The sequence below is a fragment of the Curtobacterium sp. MCBD17_030 genome, assembly GCF_003224255.1.
Lineage (GTDB): Bacteria > Actinomycetota > Actinomycetes > Actinomycetales > Microbacteriaceae > Curtobacterium.
This window is the reverse complement of sequence record NZ_QKLI01000010.1, coordinates 63,972-84,299: the sequence shown is the minus strand read 5'-3', so window position 1 is coordinate 84,299 and position 20,328 is coordinate 63,972. Positions and strand designations below refer to the sequence as shown.

18 protein-coding genes and 2 tRNA genes are annotated in these 20,328 nt (G+C 69.8%); 7 read left to right on the top strand and 13 right to left on the bottom strand.

Annotated elements, in window-relative coordinates:
- Positions 1-154 precede the first annotated feature (154 nt).
- The 7 genes from rbsD to DEI89_RS10545 all read right to left on the bottom strand — a co-directional run bounded on the left by rbsD (position 155) and on the right by DEI89_RS10545 (position 6,809).
- Positions 155-538: a D-ribose pyranase gene (gene rbsD, locus DEI89_RS10575; protein ID WP_110904007.1), complete on the bottom strand. Its 384-nt coding sequence runs from the start codon at positions 536-538 to the stop codon at positions 155-157.
- Entirely contained in the window at positions 535-1,533 is a 999-nt protein-coding gene (locus DEI89_RS10570) for a ribokinase (protein ID WP_110904006.1), read from the bottom strand. Before DEI89_RS10570 ends, rbsD begins: the two co-directional genes overlap by 4 nt.
- Positions 1,530-2,480, bottom strand: a complete 951-nt coding sequence (locus tag DEI89_RS10565) for a substrate-binding domain-containing protein (RefSeq protein WP_110904005.1) — start codon at positions 2,478-2,480, stop codon at positions 1,530-1,532. Before DEI89_RS10565 ends, DEI89_RS10570 begins: the two co-directional genes overlap by 4 nt.
- Positions 2,481-2,531: 51 nt before the next feature.
- Positions 2,532-3,503, bottom strand: a complete 972-nt coding sequence (locus DEI89_RS10560) for an ABC transporter permease (RefSeq protein ID WP_110904004.1) — start codon at positions 3,501-3,503, stop codon at positions 2,532-2,534.
- Positions 3,504-3,582: 79 nt separating this feature from the next.
- A complete protein-coding gene (locus DEI89_RS10555; RefSeq protein ID WP_110904003.1) occupies positions 3,583-5,094 on the bottom strand; it encodes a sugar ABC transporter ATP-binding protein in 1,512 nt (503 codons plus the stop codon).
- Position 5,095: 1 nt separating this feature from the next.
- Positions 5,096-6,181, bottom strand: a complete 1,086-nt coding sequence (locus DEI89_RS10550) for a LacI family DNA-binding transcriptional regulator (RefSeq protein WP_258368843.1) — start codon at positions 6,179-6,181, stop codon at positions 5,096-5,098.
- 557 nt (positions 6,182-6,738) lie between these two features.
- Positions 6,739-6,809 (bottom strand) — tRNA-Gly (locus DEI89_RS10545).
- Between the two features lie 53 nt (positions 6,810-6,862).
- Between DEI89_RS10545 and DEI89_RS10540 the strand changes: the two genes are divergently transcribed.
- From DEI89_RS10540 to DEI89_RS10520, 5 genes are all read left to right on the top strand, one after another.
- Positions 6,863-7,126, top strand: a complete 264-nt coding sequence (locus tag DEI89_RS10540; RefSeq protein WP_110904001.1) for a hypothetical protein — start codon at positions 6,863-6,865, stop codon at positions 7,124-7,126.
- A 127-nt stretch (positions 7,127-7,253) separates the two neighbouring features.
- Positions 7,254-7,330 (top strand) — tRNA-Pro (locus tag DEI89_RS10535).
- A gap of 36 nt (positions 7,331-7,366) precedes the next feature.
- Complete coding sequence (gene tig / locus DEI89_RS10530; protein WP_110904000.1) at positions 7,367-8,710, top strand: trigger factor; 1,344 nt, start codon at positions 7,367-7,369, stop codon at positions 8,708-8,710.
- 167 nt (positions 8,711-8,877) lie between these two features.
- Positions 8,878-9,507, top strand: coding sequence for an ATP-dependent Clp protease proteolytic subunit (locus DEI89_RS10525; protein WP_110903999.1), 630 nt, complete (start codon positions 8,878-8,880; stop codon positions 9,505-9,507).
- Between the two features lie 26 nt (positions 9,508-9,533).
- Positions 9,534-10,193: an ATP-dependent Clp protease proteolytic subunit gene (locus DEI89_RS10520; RefSeq protein WP_110903998.1), complete on the top strand. Its 660-nt coding sequence runs from the start codon at positions 9,534-9,536 to the stop codon at positions 10,191-10,193.
- 425 nt (positions 10,194-10,618) lie between these two features.
- Here the strand turns inward: DEI89_RS10520 and DEI89_RS10515 are convergent, their stop codons facing one another.
- Together DEI89_RS10515 and DEI89_RS10510 are read right to left on the bottom strand one after the other, a co-directional pair.
- Complete coding sequence (locus tag DEI89_RS10515; RefSeq protein WP_181421594.1) at positions 10,619-11,284, bottom strand: copper resistance CopC family protein; 666 nt, start codon at positions 11,282-11,284, stop codon at positions 10,619-10,621.
- Positions 11,285-11,307: 23 nt separating this feature from the next.
- The gene (locus DEI89_RS10510) at positions 11,308-12,060 is read right to left on the bottom strand and encodes a YcnI family protein (protein WP_110903997.1); all 753 of its coding nucleotides are present in this window, start codon (positions 12,058-12,060) and stop codon (positions 11,308-11,310) included.
- Positions 12,061-12,244: 184 nt separating this feature from the next.
- Between DEI89_RS10510 and clpX the strand changes: the two genes are divergently transcribed.
- Entirely contained in the window at positions 12,245-13,525 is a 1,281-nt protein-coding gene (clpX, locus tag DEI89_RS10505) for an ATP-dependent Clp protease ATP-binding subunit ClpX (RefSeq protein ID WP_110903996.1), read from the top strand.
- 77 nt (positions 13,526-13,602) lie between these two features.
- Here clpX and DEI89_RS10500 read toward each other — a convergent pair whose 3' ends face one another.
- Both DEI89_RS10500 and DEI89_RS10495 read right to left on the bottom strand, forming a co-directional pair.
- Complete coding sequence (locus DEI89_RS10500) at positions 13,603-15,630, bottom strand: M3 family metallopeptidase (protein WP_110903995.1); 2,028 nt, start codon at positions 15,628-15,630, stop codon at positions 13,603-13,605.
- A 52-nt stretch (positions 15,631-15,682) separates the two neighbouring features.
- Positions 15,683-16,264: a TetR/AcrR family transcriptional regulator gene (locus DEI89_RS10495; protein ID WP_110903994.1), complete on the bottom strand. Its 582-nt coding sequence runs from the start codon at positions 16,262-16,264 to the stop codon at positions 15,683-15,685.
- A gap of 133 nt (positions 16,265-16,397) precedes the next feature.
- On the opposite strand from DEI89_RS10495, the gene DEI89_RS10490 reads away from it, so the two are divergent.
- Positions 16,398-17,237, top strand: coding sequence for an alpha/beta fold hydrolase (locus DEI89_RS10490; RefSeq protein WP_110903993.1), 840 nt, complete (start codon positions 16,398-16,400; stop codon positions 17,235-17,237).
- A gap of 106 nt (positions 17,238-17,343) precedes the next feature.
- Here DEI89_RS10490 and DEI89_RS10485 read toward each other — a convergent pair whose 3' ends face one another.
- Both DEI89_RS10485 and valS read right to left on the bottom strand, forming a co-directional pair.
- The gene (locus DEI89_RS10485) at positions 17,344-17,595 is read right to left on the bottom strand and encodes a hypothetical protein (RefSeq protein ID WP_110903992.1); all 252 of its coding nucleotides are present in this window, start codon (positions 17,593-17,595) and stop codon (positions 17,344-17,346) included.
- A gap of 98 nt (positions 17,596-17,693) precedes the next feature.
- Entirely contained in the window at positions 17,694-20,291 is a 2,598-nt protein-coding gene (valS, locus tag DEI89_RS10480) for a valine--tRNA ligase (RefSeq protein ID WP_258368842.1), read from the bottom strand.
- Positions 20,292-20,328 lie beyond the last annotated feature (37 nt).

Below are 20,328 nucleotides of genomic sequence, written 5' to 3'. Positions count from 1 at the left end.
CGCGCGGGCTCGTGACATGGGGCACCACCGCCGAACTCCCGCGTCAGCGTGTCCGCCGCGGTATCGACGTCTTTCCGGGTCCCGCCAAGCTAGTCCTCCACCATGGGGACCATCGGGGTACAGACGATCGGGGACGAGCCGGACGGCCCGGACCTCAGAAGGGGACGCCGCAGACGAGCACCGCATTGGCGAACGGCGTCGCCTCGCCGGTGCGCACGAACAGCCGCGCTCCGCCGGACATCGCCTTGAGCTGCTCGTGCGACACCGACCGGCGCTCCGGGAACCGTTCGGCCAACCACGTCTCGGCCTCGGTCCCGGCGACCTCCGTCGCCACGACGCAGTCCTGGAAGACCGCGTCCCCGAGCAGTGCGTCGAGGACGTCGACGAAGCGCGGGACTCCGTGCACGAGGGCGAGGTCCACGACCGGGACTCCCGGCGGGATCGGGAGCCCGCAGTCCGCGACCACGACGAGGTCACCGTGGCCGAGCCGACTCAGCCCCGCGTTCAACTCCGCGTTGAGGATGCCGGTCTTCTTCATGCGTCGACTCCCTGCGCTCCGTCCGTCCCGTCCTCGGGCGCGGACTCGAGTTCGGACTCGGACTCGGGCGCGACCTCGGGCAGCACGTCGTCGAGCGTCGGGTAGGACGGCTGGGTCCCGACCCCCTGCACGGCGAACGCCCCGACCCGGACGGCCTGGCGAGCCGACTCGAGCAAGGAGCGTCCCGCGGCGAGCCCGGCGGCGAGCGCCCCGACGAACGCGTCGCCCGCGCCGGAGGTGTCGACCGCCACCACACGCGGTGACGGCACGGCGACCACCGCTGCCGGGTCCTCGTCGTCGGAGACCAGGGCACCGCGTGCTCCGAGCGTGACGACCACGGACCGGATGCCGAGCGAGCGGAGCGTCGCGACGAGCGCGCCTTCGTCCGCCGGCACCTCGGCACCCGGGACGAGCTGCGCGAGGACGAGCGCTGCCTCGTGCTCGTTGACGACGAGCGGGTCGGCGGCGAGCACGACCGCCCGTCCGACCGGCACGACGGGCGCCAGGTTGAGCAGCACCCGCCCGGTCGCCGCCGTGACGGCGGCGCCGACGCCGTCCGCGGGGACCTCGCCCTGCAGGACGACCACCGCGGCCGACGCGACGGCGTCCGCGGCCGCGAGCACAGCCTCCGTCCCGGTCGACGCGTTGGCCCCGGGGACCACGACGATCGTGTTCTCGCCGCTGCGGTCGACCGTGATGGTCGCGAGCCCGGTGGGGGCGTCGACCGCGCGGACGTGGGTGACGTCGACGCCGCTGTCGGCCAGGAGGCTCGTGGCCACCTTCGCCGCACCGTCGCGTCCGACGCTCCCCACCATCACGGTCGGCGCGCCTCGACGGGCGGCCGCGACGGCCTGGTTCGCACCCTTGCCACCCGGGAGCAGGGCGAAGGAGGTCGCGATGAGCGTCTCACCCGGTGCGGGGTGGCGATCGACGGTCACGACCTGGTCGACGTTGAGCGAACCCACGACGACCACGGTTCCGGTGGGACGGCTCACTTGGTGAAGTCTCCGACGTTGCTCTTGGTCACCGAGACGACGGGCACCTGGACGGTCTTCTCGGCCTTGCCGGAGACGGCCTTCACGGCCTGGTCGACCGCCAGCGCGCCGAGCTTGGCCGGCTGCTGGGCGACCGAGCTGCTCAGCGTGCCGTCCTGGATCGCCTTGAGGCCGTCGGCCTCGCCGTCGAAGCCGGCGACCTTGACGCTCGTGCCCGCCTTCGCCCCGAGGGCCTTGATCGCGCCGAGTGCCATCTCGTCGTTCTCGGCGAAGACGCCGACGACGTCGGGGTGGGCCTGCAGCAGGTTGGTGGTGACGTCGAGCGCGGTGGCGCGGTCGAAGTTCGCGGTCTGCTTGCCGACGACCTTGATGCCCGGGTAGGCCTTGATGCCCTCGGCGAAGCCCTGGCCGCGGTCACGGCTGGCGGAGGTGCCCGCCTGACCCTGCAGGACGAGGATCTCGCCCTTCTCGCCGATCGCCTTCGCCAGGTCGTCGGCGGCCTGCTTGCCACCGGCGACGTTGTCGCTCGCGATGAACGAGTCGACCGAGGCGTCGTTGACGGTGCGGTCGACGGCGATGACCGGGATCTCCGCCTTGTTCAGTGCGGTGACGCTCGGGCCGGCGGCGTCGGAGTCGACCGGGTTGACGATGACGGCCTTCGTGCTGCCGCTCGAGGCGGTCTGCAGTTGGTTCGCCTGCTGGGCGGAGTCGTTCTGGGCGTCGACGACGTCGAGGGTGACGCCCTGCTTCTTCGCCTCGGCCTTCGCGCCGTCGCGGACCTCGACGAAGAACGGGTTGTTGAGCGTGGAGAGGGCGAGCGTGATCTTCATGTCGCCGCCACCCGACGCGCCGGTGCTGCTCGTGCGGTTGCATCCGGCGGTGCCGAGGACGACCAGGCCGGCGACGACGCCGACGGTGGCGACCTTCTGGAAGGAGGAGAACTTCATCGTTGGTTCCTTTGTGGAGAGGGTGGGGAGGAGGAAGAGGAGAGGAGCGCGTCAGCTGCTGCGCGTCTTGCGGCGGAGCACGTCGAACCCGACGGCGACCGCGATGACCAGGCCGATGACGACCTGCTGCCAGAACGAGCTGACGTTGAGCAGGTTCAGGCCGTTGCGGATCACGACGAGGACGAGCGCACCGATGAAGGTGCCGGAGATCCGGCCGACACCGCCCGCGAGCGAGGCGCCGCCGATGACGACCGACGCGATGGCGTCGAGCTCGTAGCCGCTGGCGGCCTGCGGCTGCGCCGAGTCGAGTCGACCCGCCAGCAGCAGGCCGGCGAGTGCGGCGAACAGCCCGGACAGCCCGAACACGATGACGACGATCCGCTTGACCGGGAGGCCCGACAACCGTGCTGCCTCGGCGTTGCCCCCGACGGCGTACATGCTCCGACCGATCACGGTGCGGTTGAGGATGAAGGACGCGATCAGCGCGGCCACCACGAGGACGATGATCGGCACCGGCACGGGTCCGATGTCCCCACCGAGGAACGACACCTGGGGCGAGGTCGGCACCGGCTTGCCGTCGGAGAGCACGAGGGTCAGACCGCGGGCGACGCTGAGCATCGCCAGGGTCGCGATGAACGACGGCAGCTTGCCGTAGGCGCTGGCCAGGCCGTTCACGACGCCGGTGGCGAGTCCGGCGACGAGTCCGCCGACCAGGGCCAGCCAGCCGGGCAGCCCCGCGGTGGCGAAGAACCACGCGGAGACCATCGCCGACAGCGCGGCGACCGAGCCGACGGACAGGTCGATGCCGCCCGCGACGATCACGAAGGTCACGCCGAACGCGAGCACGGCCACGGTCGACACCTGGATGCCGATGTTGAGGATGTTGCGGCCGGTGAGGAAGTCAGGCGTCGCGATGAAGAGCGCGATGCAGAGCACGACGAGGCCGACGAGGGCGCCGTTGTTCGCCAGGAACTTCGTGAACGAGAAGGACCGGTTCGGGGCCTTCGCAGTGGTCGATGACATGCGGCATGTGCTTTCTGGTGGGTACTGCGCTGTACGCGGGGATGTGCGCGCGGGTGACCGCGCGGGAGGGGGGCCGTCGTCAGGCGGCGTCGGCGTCCGGGACGTCGCGGGCGGCGAGGGTCATCACGGCGTCCTCGGTGGCGTCGGCACCGTCGAGTTCACCGGCGATCCGACCGCCTCGCATGACGAGGATCCGGTCACTCATGCCGAGCACCTCGGGCAGCTCGCTCGACACCATCACGACGGCACCCCCACCGGCGGTGATGGCGTTGACGAGCTCGTAGATCTCGACCTTCGCGCCGACGTCCACGCCACGGGTGGGCTCGTCGAGCAGCAGCACGCTCGAGCCCGCGAGGATCCAGCGACCGAACACGGCCTTCTGCTGGTTGCCGCCGGAGAGCGACCCGATCGGCTGGTCGATGTCGTGCATCCGGATGCGGAGCCGGGCAGCGACCTGCTCGGCACGCTGCTTCTGCCCGGCGAAGTCGACGAGTCCGCCCCGGGCGCTCGACGCGAGCGTGGCGTACCCGAGGTTGTCGTTGACCGAGGCGCCGAGCACCAGGCCCTGGCCCTTGCGGTCCTCGGGCACGTGCCCGATGCCGGCGCGGATCGCCCCGGCGACGCTGCCCTTGCCGAGCTGCCGGCCGCGGACGGTGACCGTGCCGCTGTCGTACCCGTCGGCGCCCGCGATGGCCCGGACCAGTTCGGTCCGTCCGGCACCGACGAGTCCGGAGATGCCGACGATCTCCCCGGCGTGCACGTCGAAGGACACGTCCTGGAACCGGCCGGCCGCGGTGAGGTGCTCGACCCGCAGGACGGCGTCCGCGCGGTCCACCACGGCGCTGCCGGTCGGGTACTGCTCCTCGATGCTCCGGCCGACCATGAGGCGGACGAGTTCGTCCTCGGGCGTGGAGGCGGGGACCTCGGCGACGAAGTGGCCGTCGCGGAGCACGGCGACCGTGTCGCCGATCTCGGCGATCTCGTCGAGGTGGTGACTGATGAACAGCATGCCGACGCCCCGGGCCCGGAGGTCCGCGACCACGCGGAACAGGGCCTCGGTCTCGTGGCGGGTGAGGGCGGCGGTGGGCTCGTCGAGGATCAGGATCCGCGCCTCCACACTGAGCGCCTTCGCGATCTCGACCAGCTGCTGCCGTGCGATGCCGAGCTCGCCGACGGGGGTGTCGACGTCCACGTCCAGCCCGATCACCGCGAGGGCGGCCTCGGCTTGACGGCGGAGCGTCTTCCGGTCGACCAGCCCGAAGCGGGTCGGGATCCGGCCCATCATCACGTTCTCGGCGACGCTGAGCGAGCCGACCAGGTTGAGTTCCTGGTGGATCGTCGCGATGCCGAGCCGCTCCGCGGCGGAGACGGTCGGGAGGCTCACCTCGACCCCGTCGACCAGGATCCGTCCGCCGTCGGGCTGGTGGATCCCGGACATCATCTTGATGAGGGTCGACTTGCCAGCACCGTTCTCGCCCAGGAGGACCTGGACCTTCCCGGCGTGCACGTCGACGGTGACGTCGGTGATCACCTGGACGGGACCGAACGACTTGCTCACCCGGTCGAGGGTGAGGAGGGGGGTCTGCGCCATGTCAGTTCTCCGGGTGCTGCTGGGCGGCGGGGCGCGACGATGCGGCCTGCCGGACGGGTCGGATGGGGGTGGCCGAGGACGCGCGGACGATCAGTTCGCTCGGCAGACGGACGGACTCGGGGCTGCCCCCGTCGATGACGTCGCGGAGCAGGCCCACGGCGACGCGGCCCATGTCCTCGACGCTGTGGGCGACGACGGAGAGCGCGGGCTCCAACAACGAGAACCACTCGATGTCGTCGAAGGCGACGAGCGCGATGTCCTGACCGACCCGGAGGCCGAGTCGGTTGAGGATCGCGATCGCACCGACGGCCATCAGGCTGTCCGCAGCGAAGATCGCCGTGGGCGGGTCGTCGAGCTCGAGCAACGTGGTGACGCCGGCGGAACCGGACGCGGCCTGGAAGTCACCGAAGACGACGAGCTCGGGGTCCTCGCTCAGCCCGGCTGCGACGACGGCGTCCTGGTAGGCGGTGAACCGCTCGCGGCCGGTGGAGACGCTCTGTGGACCGGCGATGTACCCGATGCGGGTGTGGCCGAGGGCGGCGAGGTGTTCGACGGTCTGGCGGATGCCGGTGCTGCTGTCCGTCGTCACGCTCGGGACGTCGATGCCCGGGATCACGCGGTCGACGAACACGGTCGGGACCTCGCGGTCGACGAGCTGCTGCACGGTGCCGGTGTCGTTGCCCTGCGGAGCGATGATCACGCCGTCGACCCGGCGGGCGATGAGCGTGTCGAGGTACCGGTTCTGCTGGTCGGCTCGTTCGTTCGCGTTGCCGAGCAGCGTGACGTAGCCCTCGGCCAGCGCGGCCTGCTCGATGGTGTGGGCGAGGTCGGCGAAGAACGGGTTGCGGACGTCGGAGACCAGCAGACCGATCGTGTCCGACCGGGTGGAGCGGAGCGCGCGGGCCTGCAGGTTCGGGCGGAAGTCAAGGTCCTTCGCCGCCTGCTCGACCGCTCGGCGAGAGTCCTGACTGGTGGCCGCGTTGCCGGAGAGCACGCGGGACGCCGTCGCTGCGGAGACGCCGGCGCGGGCGGCGACGTCCTTGATGGTGACGGTGTTCATCGGTGAGCACTCCGTTGGGCGAGTCATGGAATCGATTCCATGGAATCGATTCCATGACCATAGGGACCGCCCCCGGGCGCTGTCAAGCGGCGCGGTCCCGAGCCGCGCCTGCCGAGCCGTTCGCGAAAGCGACAGTCCTGCGCCGGAGATGCGCGACGATCTGTCGCTTTCGCGGAGGAGTCGGGCACGCCGAGACAGCGCCGGTCAGACGGCGCCGGAGCGGGGGGGGAGTGGAGGGGATGACGGGGATCGAGGATCGGCGCTGTGCCGGTTCGCGTCTATTGAGGGGATGACGGGAATCGAGGATCGGCGCTGTGCCGGTTCGCGTCTGTTGAGGGGATGACGGGAATCGAGGATCGGCGCTGTGCCGGTTCGCGTCTGTTGAGGGGATGACGGGAATCGAGGATCGGCGCTGTGCCGGTTCGCGTCTGTTGAGGGGATGACGGGAATCGAGGATCGGCGCTGTGCCGGTTCGCGTCTGTTGAGGGGATGACGGGAATCGAGGATCGGCGCTGTGCCGGTTCGCGTCTGTTGAGGGGATGACGGGAATCGAGGATCGGCGCTGTGCCGGTTCGCGTCTGTTGAGGGGATGACGGGAATCGAACCCGCGTAGCCAGTTTGGAAGACTGGGGCTCTACCATTGAGCTACATCCCCGCGCCTGCGCACATGTCGCAGCCCCACCACCATACCGGACGAACGACACCCCCATGATCCTGCCGCCGCCGGACGAGTCGTCGCAGCGCACTATCAGGCGCTCCCGGGTGCTGTCGTACGTGCTGGTGGCCGTCGCCGCGGTGGTGCTCTCGCTCCGCCCGGAGTTGTTCGGCGACCCGCAGACCCAGCCGTGGCACGCACTGCTGCACGTCTGGCGGATCGTCGTCGGGCTGCTCCTCGGGGTGGCCGCTCTGGCCGTCCAGGTCGTCGTCGGGGTGCAGTGGCGCCGGGGTCTGCGGCAGTCCGCGGACGGATGACTTCCCACAACCGGCGGTCCTCCCGGGCGGCGCGCACCTGGAGCCCGCTAGACTCTTCGAGGTCGCTGGGTGGGATTCGTCCTGCCCGCGCGCTGAACGGCGCACGCGACGATCCTGGCCCTCGTACCGGGGCGTAGCTCAGCTTGGTAGAGCGCCCGCTTTGGGAGCGGGAGGTCGCAGGTTCAAATCCTGTCGCCCCGACCAGGTCACATCGAACGTCAACCAACAGGAGAACATCCCTTGGCCACCAGCACCGTCGACAAGGTGAGCGACACCCGCGTCAAGCTCACCGTGAACGTGACGCCGGACGATCTCAAGCCGAGCATCGACCACGCGTACAAGCACATCGCAGAGCAGATCAACATCCCCGGCTTCCGCAAGGGCAAGGTCCCGCCGGCGATCGTCGATCAGCGCGTCGGTCGCGGCGAGGTCCTGAACCACGCCGTCGGCGACGCCATCGACACCTTCTACCGCCAGGCGGTGGACGAGCAGGAGCTGCGCATCCTCGGCCGTGCCGAGGCCGACGTCGCCGAGCTCCCGAACGTGAAGGACTTCTCCGGCGACCTCGTCCTCACCTTCGAGGTCGACGTCCGTCCCGAGTTCGACCTGCCCGACTACGGCTCCTTCGAGCTGACGGTCGACGCGGTCGAGGTCTCCGACGACGAGATCGACGAAGAGCTGCAGAACCTCCGCACGCGCTTCGGCGCCCTCGTGACCGTGGACCGTCCGGCCACCTCGGGCGACTTCGCCCAGCTCGACCTGACCGCCACCATCGGTGACGAAGAGGTCGACTCGGCCACCGGCGTCTCCTACGAGATCGGCTCGGGCGACCTGCTCGAGGGCATCGACGAGGCACTCGAGTCCCTCACCGCAGGCGAGTCCACCACCTTCGAGTCGAAGCTCGTCGGTGGCGACCGCGAGGGCGAGACCGCCCAGATCGCCGTCACCGTCACCGCCGTCAAGGAGCGCGAGCTCCCCGAGGCCGACGACGAGTTCGCCCAGATCGCGAGCCAGTTCGACACGCTGGACGAGCTGAAGGCGGACCTGAAGGAGCAGATCGCCAAGTCGAAGACCTTCGGCCAGGGCGCTGCGGCACGCGACAAGCTCGTCGAGCAGCTCCTCGAGTCGGTGGAGATCCCGATCTCCGAGAAGCTCATCGAGGACGAGGTGCACCGTCACCTCGAGCAGGAGAACCGTCTGGAGGACGACGAGCACCGCAAGGAGGTCGCCGAGTCCAGCGAGAAGGCCTTCCGCTCGCAGATCCTCCTCGACTCCATCGCCGAGAAGGAGCAGATCCAGGTCTCGCAGGAAGAGCTCACGCAGTACCTGATCCAGGCCGCCGCGCAGTACGGCATGGAGCCGGCCGAGTTCATCAAGGTCATCGACCAGAACGGCCAGATCCCCGGCATGGTCGGCGAGGTCGCTCGCTCGAAGGCCGTCGCCACGGTGCTGTCGAAGGTCACCGTGAAGGACACCGCCGGCAACCCGGTCGACCTCTCCGCGTTCACCGCGGGTGTCGCCGAGGGTGACGACGTCGAGTCCGACGAGACCGACGACGAGTCCGCCGAGGCCGACGCGAAGTAGTCGGGAGCCATTCCGCAACAGGAGGCGCGGTGCCAGCTGGCACCGCGCCTCCTGTGCGTCCGCGGTCGGTTTGCGGTCGACCGCATTGCCGACAGCGAACAGGCGCGACCGCGTGCGTTGCAACCGATAAGTTCGACAACAAGCGACAACTGAACGGGAGCTTTTCCATGGCCGAAGCAACACTGAACCCCAGTGTTTTTGACCGCCTTCTGAGAGACCGGATCGTGTGGCTCGGCTCCGAGGTCCGCGACGACAACTCGAACGAGATCGCAGCCAAGCTGCTGCTGCTCGCCGCCGAGGACCCTGAGAAGGACATCTACCTCTACATCAACTCGCCCGGTGGCTCGATCACCGCCGGCATGGCGATCTACGACACGATGCAGTTCGTGCCGAACGACATCGTCACGGTGGGCATCGGCCTCGCCGCCTCGATGGGGCAGTTCCTGCTCTCGTCCGGCACGCCCGGCAAGCGCTACATCACGCCGAACGCACGCGTGCTCCTGCACCAGCCGTCCGGTGGGTTCGGTGGCACCGCTGCCGACATCCAGACGCAGGCGAAGGTCATCCTCGACATGAAGCAGCGGATGGCCGAGCTCACGGCGGAGCAGACCGGCAAGTCCATCGAGCAGATCCTCAAGGACAACGACCGCGACAACTGGTTCTCGGCGCAGGAAGCCCTGGAGTACGGCTTCGTCGACCACCTCCGCGCCTCGTCCGCCGAGGTCGTCGGTGGTGGCGGAACCGTCAACGACGGCGAGACGCAGACCCCTGCGGCCGAGCCCGACGCCCAGTCCTGATCCCCACCGAAGAAAAGGAAACGAGAATGCATCTCCCCATGCTCGGTGGCGCGCAGAACGTCCCGGCCCCCTCTGATCGGTACATCCTCCCGAGCTTCGAGGAGCGCACGGCCTACGGCTACAAGCGGCAGGACCCGTACGCGAAGCTCTTCGAGGACCGCATCGTGTTCCTCGGTGTCCAGGTCGACGACGCGTCGGCCGACGACGTCATGGCCCAGCTGCTCGTGCTCGAGTCGATGGACCCCGACCGCGACATCGTCATGTACATCAACTCGCCCGGTGGCTCGTTCACCGCGATGACGGCGATCTACGACACCATGCAGTACATCCGTCCGCAGATCCAGACGGTCTGCCTCGGTCAGGCGGCCTCGGCCGCGTCGGTGCTCCTGGCTGGCGGTACGCCGGGCAAGCGCCTGGCGCTCCCGAACGCCCGTGTGCTCATCCACCAGCCCGCCGTCCAGCAGGGTGGCGGTCAGGCGTCCGACATCGAGATCCAGGCGGCGGAGATCCTCCGCATGCGGACCTGGCTCGAAGAGACGCTGTCGAAGCACTCGAACAAGACGCCGGCCGAGATCAACCACGACATCGAGCGCGACAAGATCATGTCGGCGCAGGAAGCCGTGGAGTACGGCCTGATCGACCAGGTCCTCACCAGCCGCAAGAACGTCCCCGCGCTCGTCAAGTAGCACCCGGACACACGACGGCCCCGCACCTCATCGGTGCGGGGCCGTCGTCGTTCCCGGGGACCGGCCGTCGTCCCCGGGGTGAGCGGATCTGCCGCGGCGACGCCCCGTTCACCTTCGCCGGGCGGTCACGTGTCGTCGGTACGGCGGGCCGAGAACGACCTCTTGTGACCACTCGATGACGGGGCGCGGGAGTGTCAGACGAGCCTTCGAGGCGTCGGCGGCGGACGGGAGGCTCGTCGCGCCTCCGCATGTCCGCAGCCGTCCGCCCGCTGGTCACGACTCACCGCACGCGTTTCGCCGAGTGGTCACGAACGGTCGCTCTGGCGAGACCAGTCCGACGATTCGTGACCGCTCGGGTACCCGAGTTCGGGCACGGCGAGCGGGGGTGTGGCGACCGCTCGGGACGAAGCCGGTCGGCCGGCCTGTCAGTCCTCGTCGGCGTCGTCAGCGGCGGGAGCCGGGCGACGACGGACGAGCAGCAGGACGGCGACGATCGCGGCCACGACGACGAGTCCGCCCGCGCCGATCCACAGGGCGTCGGACGCCGCGGACGCCGGTTCGCCGGACTCGGTGCCCGTCGTGCTCGCCGCGGCGGTCGAGCCGTTGCCGCCTTTCGCGCAGGTCGGCGGCTTCGTGGTGCCGGTGGCCGGGGTGAAGCCCGCTGGCGCCTTCCAGGTGAAGTCGTACGAGTCCGAGACGGTGTGCCCGTCGGCCGAGATGATCTGCCACTCGGCCTGGTACTCGCCGGACGCGCCGAGGGTCGCCGTGGTGGACATCGTCGGGCCGGCGACGTCGACGCACCCGTCCTCGAAGTACTTCCCGTCCGGACCGACGATCCGGAACGCGAACCCGGAGTCCGTGTCGCCGATGTCCAGCAGTCGGTCGTTCGTGGTGATCGCGAACGTCTTCGGCAACGCGGTCAGCGTGCTGTTCGCCGCCGGGGTCGCCGACACGACGTAGTTGTGCGCGCTGGCCGGTGCCGCGAGGCCGAAGACCGCACCACCCACGAGCGTGAGGGCGGCGAGCGTCCCGGCACCGAGCCTCCCGGTCCGGATCCGGCGGCGCACCGCCGGACGTGCGCCCGGCTGCACGCCAGGCTGCTCGGCGCCCGTCGTCACTTGCTGCTGCCGCGGCGGCGCGTGGCGGCCACCGAGACGACCAGTGCGACGGCACCCAGGAGCAGGCCGCCGAGGCCGAGGAAACGGCCGACCAGGTCCGGGTCCGCCGGGGCTGAGGACGACGAGCCGGAGGCCGTGGTCGCGGTCGACGTGTCGGACTCGGTCGACTCCGTGGTGCCGTGCTCGTCGTCGCCCGATGCGGCGGCGGTCAGGGTGATCGTGGGTGCGGGGTGCTCCGGCTCGGCCTGACCGGCCTTCGTCGCCTGGTCCCACTCGGTGGAACCCTGCTCGCAGGTCTGCGTGACCGGCATCGACACGGTGTCTCCAGCCTTGCCGCCGGGCAGCGCGAAGGAGAGCGAGAAGGTGTCGCGCTCGTCGGCGGGCAGCGGGGTCTTCGCGGTGTAGGTGACGCTGGTGACGCGCTCCGCGGCCGCTTCCGCCGCGTCCTCGTCGGATCCGGCCGCGGAACTCGGGGCCGTGTACGGCTCGGTCGCCTTCGTGATCGTCCAGTTCGGGTTCACGGTCGGCGTGACCTCGATCACGGACTCGGGGACGTGGAACTGCAGCTTCGTGGTGGGGGAGCCGTCGCAGCCGTGCGGCACGGAGAACGTGACGGTGGTGTACGAATTGACGGCGGTCGACGACGCTTCGGCCTCGACGTGGGCGCTGGCCGAGGCCGCGGTGCCGAGGACGATGGCGGCGGCGACGCCGAGGGTCACGACACCGCCGGTGACGAGGCGCTTCTGCATGGTTCCTCCAGGAGCCGTTCTCTACAACTTGTAGAGCAACGCCGCTCACGCTACCAGGCCGACCACGCCCTGGGCGAACGAGGCCGGAGGTCCCCGACTGTGTCACCGGGAGCGGTTAGGCTCGGTCCACGACGACCTCGTGGACCGCACTGGCGGTGCACGTCGACCAGGGAAGGCCGAGAGCATGGCACGCATCGGAGAGAGCGCCGACCTCCTGAAGTGCTCCTTCTGTGGGAAGAGCCAGAAGCAGGTACAGCAGCTGATCGCCGGACCCGGCGTCTACATCTGCGACGAATGCGTCGAGCTCTGCAACGAGATCATCGAAGAGCGCCTCGCCGAAGCGGGTGAGGACACCGGCAGCGGTGAGTTCGACCTGCCGAAGCCGCGCGAGATCTTCGACTTCCTGCAGGAGTACGTCATCGGGCAGGACCCGGCGAAGCGCGCTCTCGCGGTCGCCGTCTACAACCACTACAAGCGGATCCGGGCACAGGGGCAGATCACCGCCGCCGAGGACCGCGACGACGTCGAGATCGCGAAGTCGAACATCCTGCTCATCGGCCCGACCGGCTGCGGCAAGACGTACCTGGCGCAGACCCTCGCGAAGCGGCTCAACGTGCCGTTCGCCGTCGCGGACGCCACCGCCCTGACCGAGGCCGGCTACGTCGGCGAGGACGTCGAGAACATCCTCCTCAAGCTGATCCAGGCGGCCGACTACGACGTCAAGCGTGCCGAGACCGGCATCATCTACATCGACGAGGTCGACAAGATCGCGCGGAAGGCCGAGAACCCCTCGATCACGCGCGACGTCTCGGGCGAAGGCGTGCAGCAGGCGCTGCTCAAGATCCTCGAGGGCACGGTCGCCTCGGTCCCACCGCAGGGGGGTCGGAAGCACCCGCACCAGGAGTTCATCCAGATCGACACGACGAACGTCCTGTTCATCGTCGCCGGTGCGTTCGCCGGGCTGGAAGAGATCGTCTCCTCGCGCGTCGGCAAGCACGGCATCGGCTTCGGTGCCCAGCTGCACAGCCCGACCGACCACCAGGACCTGTACTCGGAGGTCCTGCCGGAAGACCTGCACAAGTTCGGCCTGATCCCGGAGTTCATCGGTCGTCTGCCCGTCGTCACCACGGTGTCGAAGCTCGACCAGGCTGCGCTCATGCAGATCCTCACCGAGCCGAAGAATGCCCTGGTCCGTCAGTACCAGCGGATGTTCCAGATCGACGGCGTCGAGCTCGAGTTCGACCACGCTGCACTCGAGGCGATCGCCGACCTGGCCGTCCTGCGCCAGACCGGTGCCCGTGGCCTCCGCGCGATCATGGAAGAGGTCCTCGGGCCGATCATGTTCGACGTCCCGTCGGACGACGACGTCGCCCGCGTCGTCGTCACCCGGGCCTCGGTGCTCGAGAACGCGGCGCCGACGATCGTGCCGCGTTCGGCGCCGAAGCGCGTCGAGAAGTCGGCGTAGCCCAACGCACCCCGAACACAGGAGCGCGCCCCGTCCTCGACGGGGCGCGCTCCTGTGTCGCGTGGCGACCGCCCGCGCTACTCCAGCCCGCGGCGACGCAGCAGCGGGCCGACCTCGGCGTCGCGGCCGCGGAACTCGCGGTAGGCCTCGAGGGGGTCCTTCGCGCCGCCGACGCCGAGCAGCAGCCGTGCGAAGCGTTCGCCGGCCTGGCGGGACAGCCCGCCGTGCTCGCGGAACCACTCCACGGTGTCGGCGTCGAGCACCTCGCTCCAGATGTACCCGTAGTAGCCGGCGTCGTACCCGCCGGAGAACGTGTGCGCGAAGTAGGTCGACGAGTAGCGGGGCGGGACGGCCGGGGCGTCGATGCCGGCGGCGACCAGGGCCTCCCGTTCGAACGCCTCGACGTCCGTGACCGCAGCGGCGTCGGCGGCGCTCAACCGGTGCCACGCCTGGTCGAGCAGCGCGGCGGCCAGGTACTCGGTGGTGCCGAAGCCCTCGTTGAAGCCTTCCGAGTCGCTGAGGCCCAGGACGAGCTCGGGCGGCATCGGCGCACCGGTCTCGTGGTGCTTGGCGTAGTTCGCCAGGACCGACGGCCACGTGACCCACATCTCGTTCACCTGCGACGGGAACTCGACGAAGTCGCGCTCGACGTTCGTGCCGGAGAACCGGGGGTACGTCGTGCGGGCGATCAGCCCGTGCAGGGCGTGGCCGAACTCGTGGAACAGGGTCTCGACCTCGTCCTGCGTCAGCAGCGTCGGCGAGCCGACCGCGGGCTTCGGCACGTTGAGGTTGTTCACGACGACCGGCAGCGTGCCGAGCAGGTGTGACTGCTCCACGACGGGGTTCATCCACGCACCACCGCGCTTGCCGTCGCGCGTGTACAGGTCGAGCAGGTACAGCCCGACGGGGGCGTCCTGCTCGTCGACCACCTCGAAGACGCGGACCTCGTCGTTGTAGCCGTGCAGGTCGGGACGCTCGGTGAAGCGCAGGCCGTACAGGGCTCCTGCGGCATGGAAGACGCCGTCGACCAGGACCCGGTCGGCCTCCAGGTACGGACGGAGAGCACTGCTGTCGGCGGCGAACTGCGCGCCCCGCAGCACCTCCGTGGCGTAGGCCCAGTCCCACGACTCGACCTCGAAGCCGACGGTGCGGGAGCGAGCCTCGCGCTCGTCGCGTGCGTTCGCGACGGCGGCGGTGACGAGCGAGGACAGGAGGCCCGCCACGGCTTCCGGGGTACGGGCCGTCTCGTCCGCGGTGACGACCGACGCGTGGTCGCGGAAGCCGAGCAGCTCGGCCCGTTCGGCTCGGAGGCGGACGATGCGGAGCAGGACCGCCCGGTTGTCGAACGCGTTGCCGCGGCGGCCGCGAGAGAGCGACGCCTCCATGATCCGCTGGCGGAGGCCGCGGTCGGTGAGGGTCGCGAGCCACGGGTGCCCGGTGTACAGCGGCAGGGTGACGAGCCACCCCTCGAGACCACGGTCGGCGGCGGCTGCCGCGGCGGCGGACTTCGCACCGTGGTCGAGGCCGGCGAGTTCGGCTTCGTCGGTGACGTGCACCGCGGCGTCGTTGGTGTCCTCGAGCAGGTTGCGTTCGAACGTCGTCGTCAGCGACGACAGTTCCTGGTTGATCGCGGTCAGGCGCTCCTTGCCGGCGTCGTCGAGCCCTGCACCGGCCAGGGTCATCTCGGTCAGCGTGCGTTCGGCCAGGCGGCGGTCCTCGTCGGAGCGACCGGGGGTGGCGTCGAGCGTGTCGTGCACGGCGCGGACCCGGGCGAACAGGCGGCCGTCCAGGACGATCGCGTCCCGGTGAGCGGCGAGGAGCGGGGAGAGCTCGGCCTCGAGGTCGCGGAGCTCGTCGGTGGAGTCGGCCGAGGTGACGGTGGAGAAGACCATCTCGACACGCTGCAGCAGCTGTCCGGCACGCTCGAGCGCGACGAGGGTGTTCTCGAACGTCGGCGGTTCGGGGTCGGTGGCGATCGCCTCGACCGCTGCGCGGTGTTCGGCCATGCCCGCGTCGAAGGCCGGCCGGTAGTGCTCGGTCCGGACGTCGTCGAACGGGGGGAGGGCGTAGGGGAGGGTGCTCGGTCCATCGAACGGAGTGGCCATCGCCCCAACCTAGCGACGTGAGGGCCGCGCCGGGCGCGCGAGCCCCTCGGTCCTAGTGCGCCGCTGCGTCGATCAGCACCGCGGCTGCTCGGCGTGCGTGCACTGCCGCCTCGGTCGTCCCCGCGATCGCCGCGGTGGTCTGCGCTCCCTCGGCGAGCAGGGCCAGCTGCGACGCGAGTTCCTCCGCCCGGTCGGCGTCGGGGACGGCCCGCGCGGTGATCTCGGCCACGAACCGCTGGAACGAGTCCTTGTGGTCGCGGGCGATCTCGGCGATCGCAGGGGAGGTCGCGCCGAGCTCCCCGAAGGCGTTGATGAATCCGCACCCGCGGAACGTCTCGTCCCCGAACCAGGACTCGAGGAAGTCGTACACGGCCAGCAACTGCGCGCGCGGACCGTCGGCGGCGTCGACCGCGGCCCGGATGCCCTGCTCCCAGAACTCGTGGCGGCCGGCGAGCACGGCGGCGATGAGCTGCTCCTTGCCGGGGAACGCGGCGTAGAGCTTCTTCAGCGAGACACCGGCGGTCGAGCGGATCTCGTCCATGCCGACCGCCTGGATCCCGCGCGTGTAGAAGAGCGCGTCCGCCGTCTCGACGATCCGCGCTGCCGTCTCGGCTTCGACCGTGCTCGTCGCCATGTGCGTGCTCCGTCCGCTCAGTGTCCACCGGCATCGGAGTTGCGCCGGGAACGATCGTTCTCTAGTGTAGGCGAAACCACCGGAGAACGCCCGTTCTCCACGGGGCTCAGTGCACTTCACCAGGAGGAACACCATGGGATCCATCACCGTCGGTACCGAGAACAGCGTCGACATCGCACTGCACTACGAGGACAAGGGCGAGGGGCAGCCGATCGTGCTGATCCACGGGTTCCCGCTGGACGGCAACTCGTGGGAGGGCCAGGTCCCACCGCTGCTCGATGCCGGCTACCGGGTCATCACGTACGACCGTCGCGGGTTCGGGCAGTCCTCGCAGCCCTCTACCGGCTACGACTACGACACCTTCGCCGACGACCTGCACACCGTCCTCGAGACCCTCGACCTGCAGGACGTGATCCTCGTCGGCTTCTCGATGGGCACCGGCGAGATCGCCCGCTACATCGCCCGTCACGGTGAGGACCGGATCGCCAGGGTCGCGTTCCTCGCCTCGCTCGAGCCCTTCCTCGCCATCACCGACGACAACCCCGACGGTGCCGCGCCGATGTCCTTCTTCGAGGGTGTCGCCGCCGACGTGCAGCAGGACCGCTACGCGTACTTCACGAACTTCTACCAGGACTTCTTCAACCTGTCGGAGAACCTCGGCACCCGCATCTCCGAGGAGCAGGTCCGCAACGCCTGGAACATCGCGGCCGGCTCCGGCTCGATCGCGTCCGCGGCCGCACCGCTGACCTGGCCGACGGACTTCCGGAAGGACATCCCGGAGGTCACCGTTCCCGCGCTGATCGTGCACGGCACGGCAGACAACATCCTGCCGATCGATGCCACCGGCCGGCGCTTCACCAAGGCCCTGCCGGCTGCGAAGTACGTCGAGATCGAGGGCGCGCCCCACGGCCTCCTCACCACGCACACCGCCGAGGTCAACGCGGTGCTGCTCTCCTGGCTCGCCGAGTCCTGATCCCTCGGCGATCCCGGACGGGCGTCGGCGCCTGACCCGAGACCGAGCCGGCCTGCACCACGGTGGTCCCGTGCTGCAGGCCGGCTCTCGTCAGCATGTGAGGCGCTCAGTCCTCGGACCCCGCGTCGTCCGGGTCGGTCACCTGCGCGTGCCCGAGCGGGTCCAGGTGGATCGACGTCCCGTCGTCCAGCTCGACCATCGGCTTGCCCTCCAGGAACGTCAGCGTCCAGCGCCACGTCGAGGCGTCGACCGAGCCGGCGGCCAGTTCGTCCTCGACTCCGCGCACGGCGACGACCATCGTCTCGGGCAGTCGCGCGGGTGGTTCCGCGCCGACGTTCCATCTCGTACCCAACTGCATGCGAGCCTCCAGTCCGTGTCGGGGGAGGGCGCCGCAACGACGGACGCCCCGCCCGTGTCTCCACGGTAACGGGGCGTCCGGTGTCCGGTCCGGGTCGACTAGGCCGAGGGCTGCTCCGCCAGCTCGATCTCGACGACGGCGAACTCGTCGCCATCGACGAACGACAGGTCCTGGATCCGGCCGACGGCCGCCAGGTCCACGGCAGCCCGCTCGACGAGTTCACGGACGGCGGCGGGCGCCTGCACGACGGCCCGGGTGACCGGCGTCTTCTGGGACGCCTTCGCCGCGGTCTTCGCACCACGGATGCCGATCAGTGCCTGACCGACGGCGGCCAGCAGCCCGGTCTCGGCCTGGTCGACCGGCAGGTCGGCACGGACCGGCCAGGAGGCCCGGTGCACGCTGGTGTCGTGGGTCCAGGCCCACACTTCCTCCGTCGCGTACGGCAGGAACGGCGCCAGCAGGCGGAGCACCACGTCGATCGCGCCGCGGAGCGCGAGGACCGCGCTCGCCTGCGTCTCGTGGACCGAGTCGGGGGCGGTGCCGTAGGCACGCTCCTTGACGAGCTCGAGGTAGTCGTCGCAGAAGGTCCAGAAGAACCGCTCGGTGATCTCGAGCGCCCGGGCGTGGTCGTAGGCGTCGAACGCGGCCGTGGCCTGGTCGACGACGGTACCGAGCGCGGCGAGCATGTCGACGTCGAGCGCCTCGGTGACCCGGTGGGCCCCGGTGGGCAGTTCGAAGCCGTAGACGAACTTCGCCGCGTTGAGGACCTTGATCGCCAGTCGTCGACCGACCTTGATCTGCTTCGGGTTCTGCGGGTCGAACGCCGCGTCGGTGCCGAGCTTCGACGAGGCCGCCCAGTAGCGGACCGCGTCGGCACCGTGTGCCTCGAGGACGGACAGCGGTGTGACGACGTTGCCCTTCGACTTCGACATCTTCTTGCGGTCGGGGTCCACGATGAAGCCCGAGATCGACGCGTTCTTCCACGGCACCACGTCTGCCTCGAGCTGGCTGCGGAGGACGGTCGTGAACAGCCAGGTCCGGATGATGTCCTGCGCCTGCGGGCGGACGTCGTACGGGTACACCAGGTCGTAGAGCGCCGGGTCGGTCTCCCACTTGCCGGCGAGCTGCGGGGTGAGGGACGAGGTCGCCCAGGTGTCCATCACGTCGAGTTCACCCTGGAAGCCACCGGCGACACCGCGCTGTGACTCGTCGTACCCGGGGGCCGGGTCGGACGACGGGTCGACGGGCAGCTGCGCCTCGGTCGGGACGATCGGCTGGTCGAAGACCGGGTTGCCGTCGGCGTCGAGCGGGTACCAGACCGGGATCGGCACGCCGAAGAAGCGCTGGCGGGAGATCAGCCAGTCGCCGGACAGGCCGCCGACCCAGTTCTCGTACCGGACCTTCATGAAGTCGGGGTGGAACGCGATCTGGTCACCGCGCTCGAGCAGCGTCTTCTTGAGCTGCTCGTCGCGGGCACCGTTCACGATGTACCACTGGCGGGTGGAGACGATCTCGAGCGGCTTGTCGCCCTTCTCGAAGAACTTCACCGGGTGGTTGATCGTCTTCACGTCGCCGACCAGCTCGCCGGACTCGGTGAGGGCGTCCACGACGACCTTCTTGGCGGAGAACACCGTCTTGCCGGCCATCTCGGCGTAGAGCGCACGGCCTTCCGCGGACTCGATCCAGTCCGGCTCGTCGGAGCGGATGCGACCGTCGAAGCCGATGACCGAGCGGTTCGGCAGCTGCAGTTCGCGCCACCAGACGACGTCGGTGGTGTCACCGAACGTGCAGATCATCGCGATGCCCGCGCCCTTGTCCTTCTGCGCGAGGTGGTGTGCGAGCACCGGGACCTCGACGTCGAACAGCGGGGAGCGGACCGTCGTGCCGAAGAGGTCCTGGAACCGCTCGTCGTCCGGGTGCGCGACGAGGGCGACGCACGCCGGCAGCAGTTCGGGGCGGGTGGTCTGGATGACGACGTCGCCGCTGCCGTCGCTCTTGTGGAAGGCCAGACCGTGGTACGCGCCGGGCATCTCCTTGTCCTCGAGCTCGGCCTGCGCGACCGCGGTCCGGAACGTGACGTCCCAGAGCGTCGGGGCGTCAGCCTGGTAGGCCTCGCCGCGCTCGAGGTTGCGGAGGAAGGCACGCTGCGCGCTGGCCCGGGAGGTCGCGTCGATCGTGCGGTACGACTGCGTCCAGTCGACGGAGAGGCCGAGGGTCCGGAAGAGCTCCTCGAACTGCTGTTCGTCCTGCACGGTCAGCTCGTCGCACAGCTCGATGAAGTTGCGGCGCGAGATCGGCAGCTGGTCGGCGGCCTTGCTCGACTTGCCGTCACCGCCGGCGAACGGCGGGGTGAAGTCGGGGTCGTAGGGGAGCGACGGGTCGCAGCGGACGCCGTAGTAGTTCTGCACGCGACGCTCGGTGGGGAGACCGTTGTCGTCCCAGCCCATCGGGTAGAAGACGTGCTTGCCGCGCATCCGTTCGAACCGGGCCTTGAGGTCGGTGTGCGTGTACGAGAACACGTGACCGATGTGCAGCGAGCCGGAGGCGGTCGGCGGCGGGGTGTCGATCGAGTAGACGGCGGACCGGTCACCCGCGGCGTCGCGGTCGAACCGGTAGGTGCCGTCCTGCTCCCACTGCGGCCCCCAGACCTGCTCGAGTCCGTCCACCGATGGCTTGTCGGGCATGGGCTTGGTCATGGCTGCGCCTTCCGTTCGTATGTGCGGCACCGAGTCC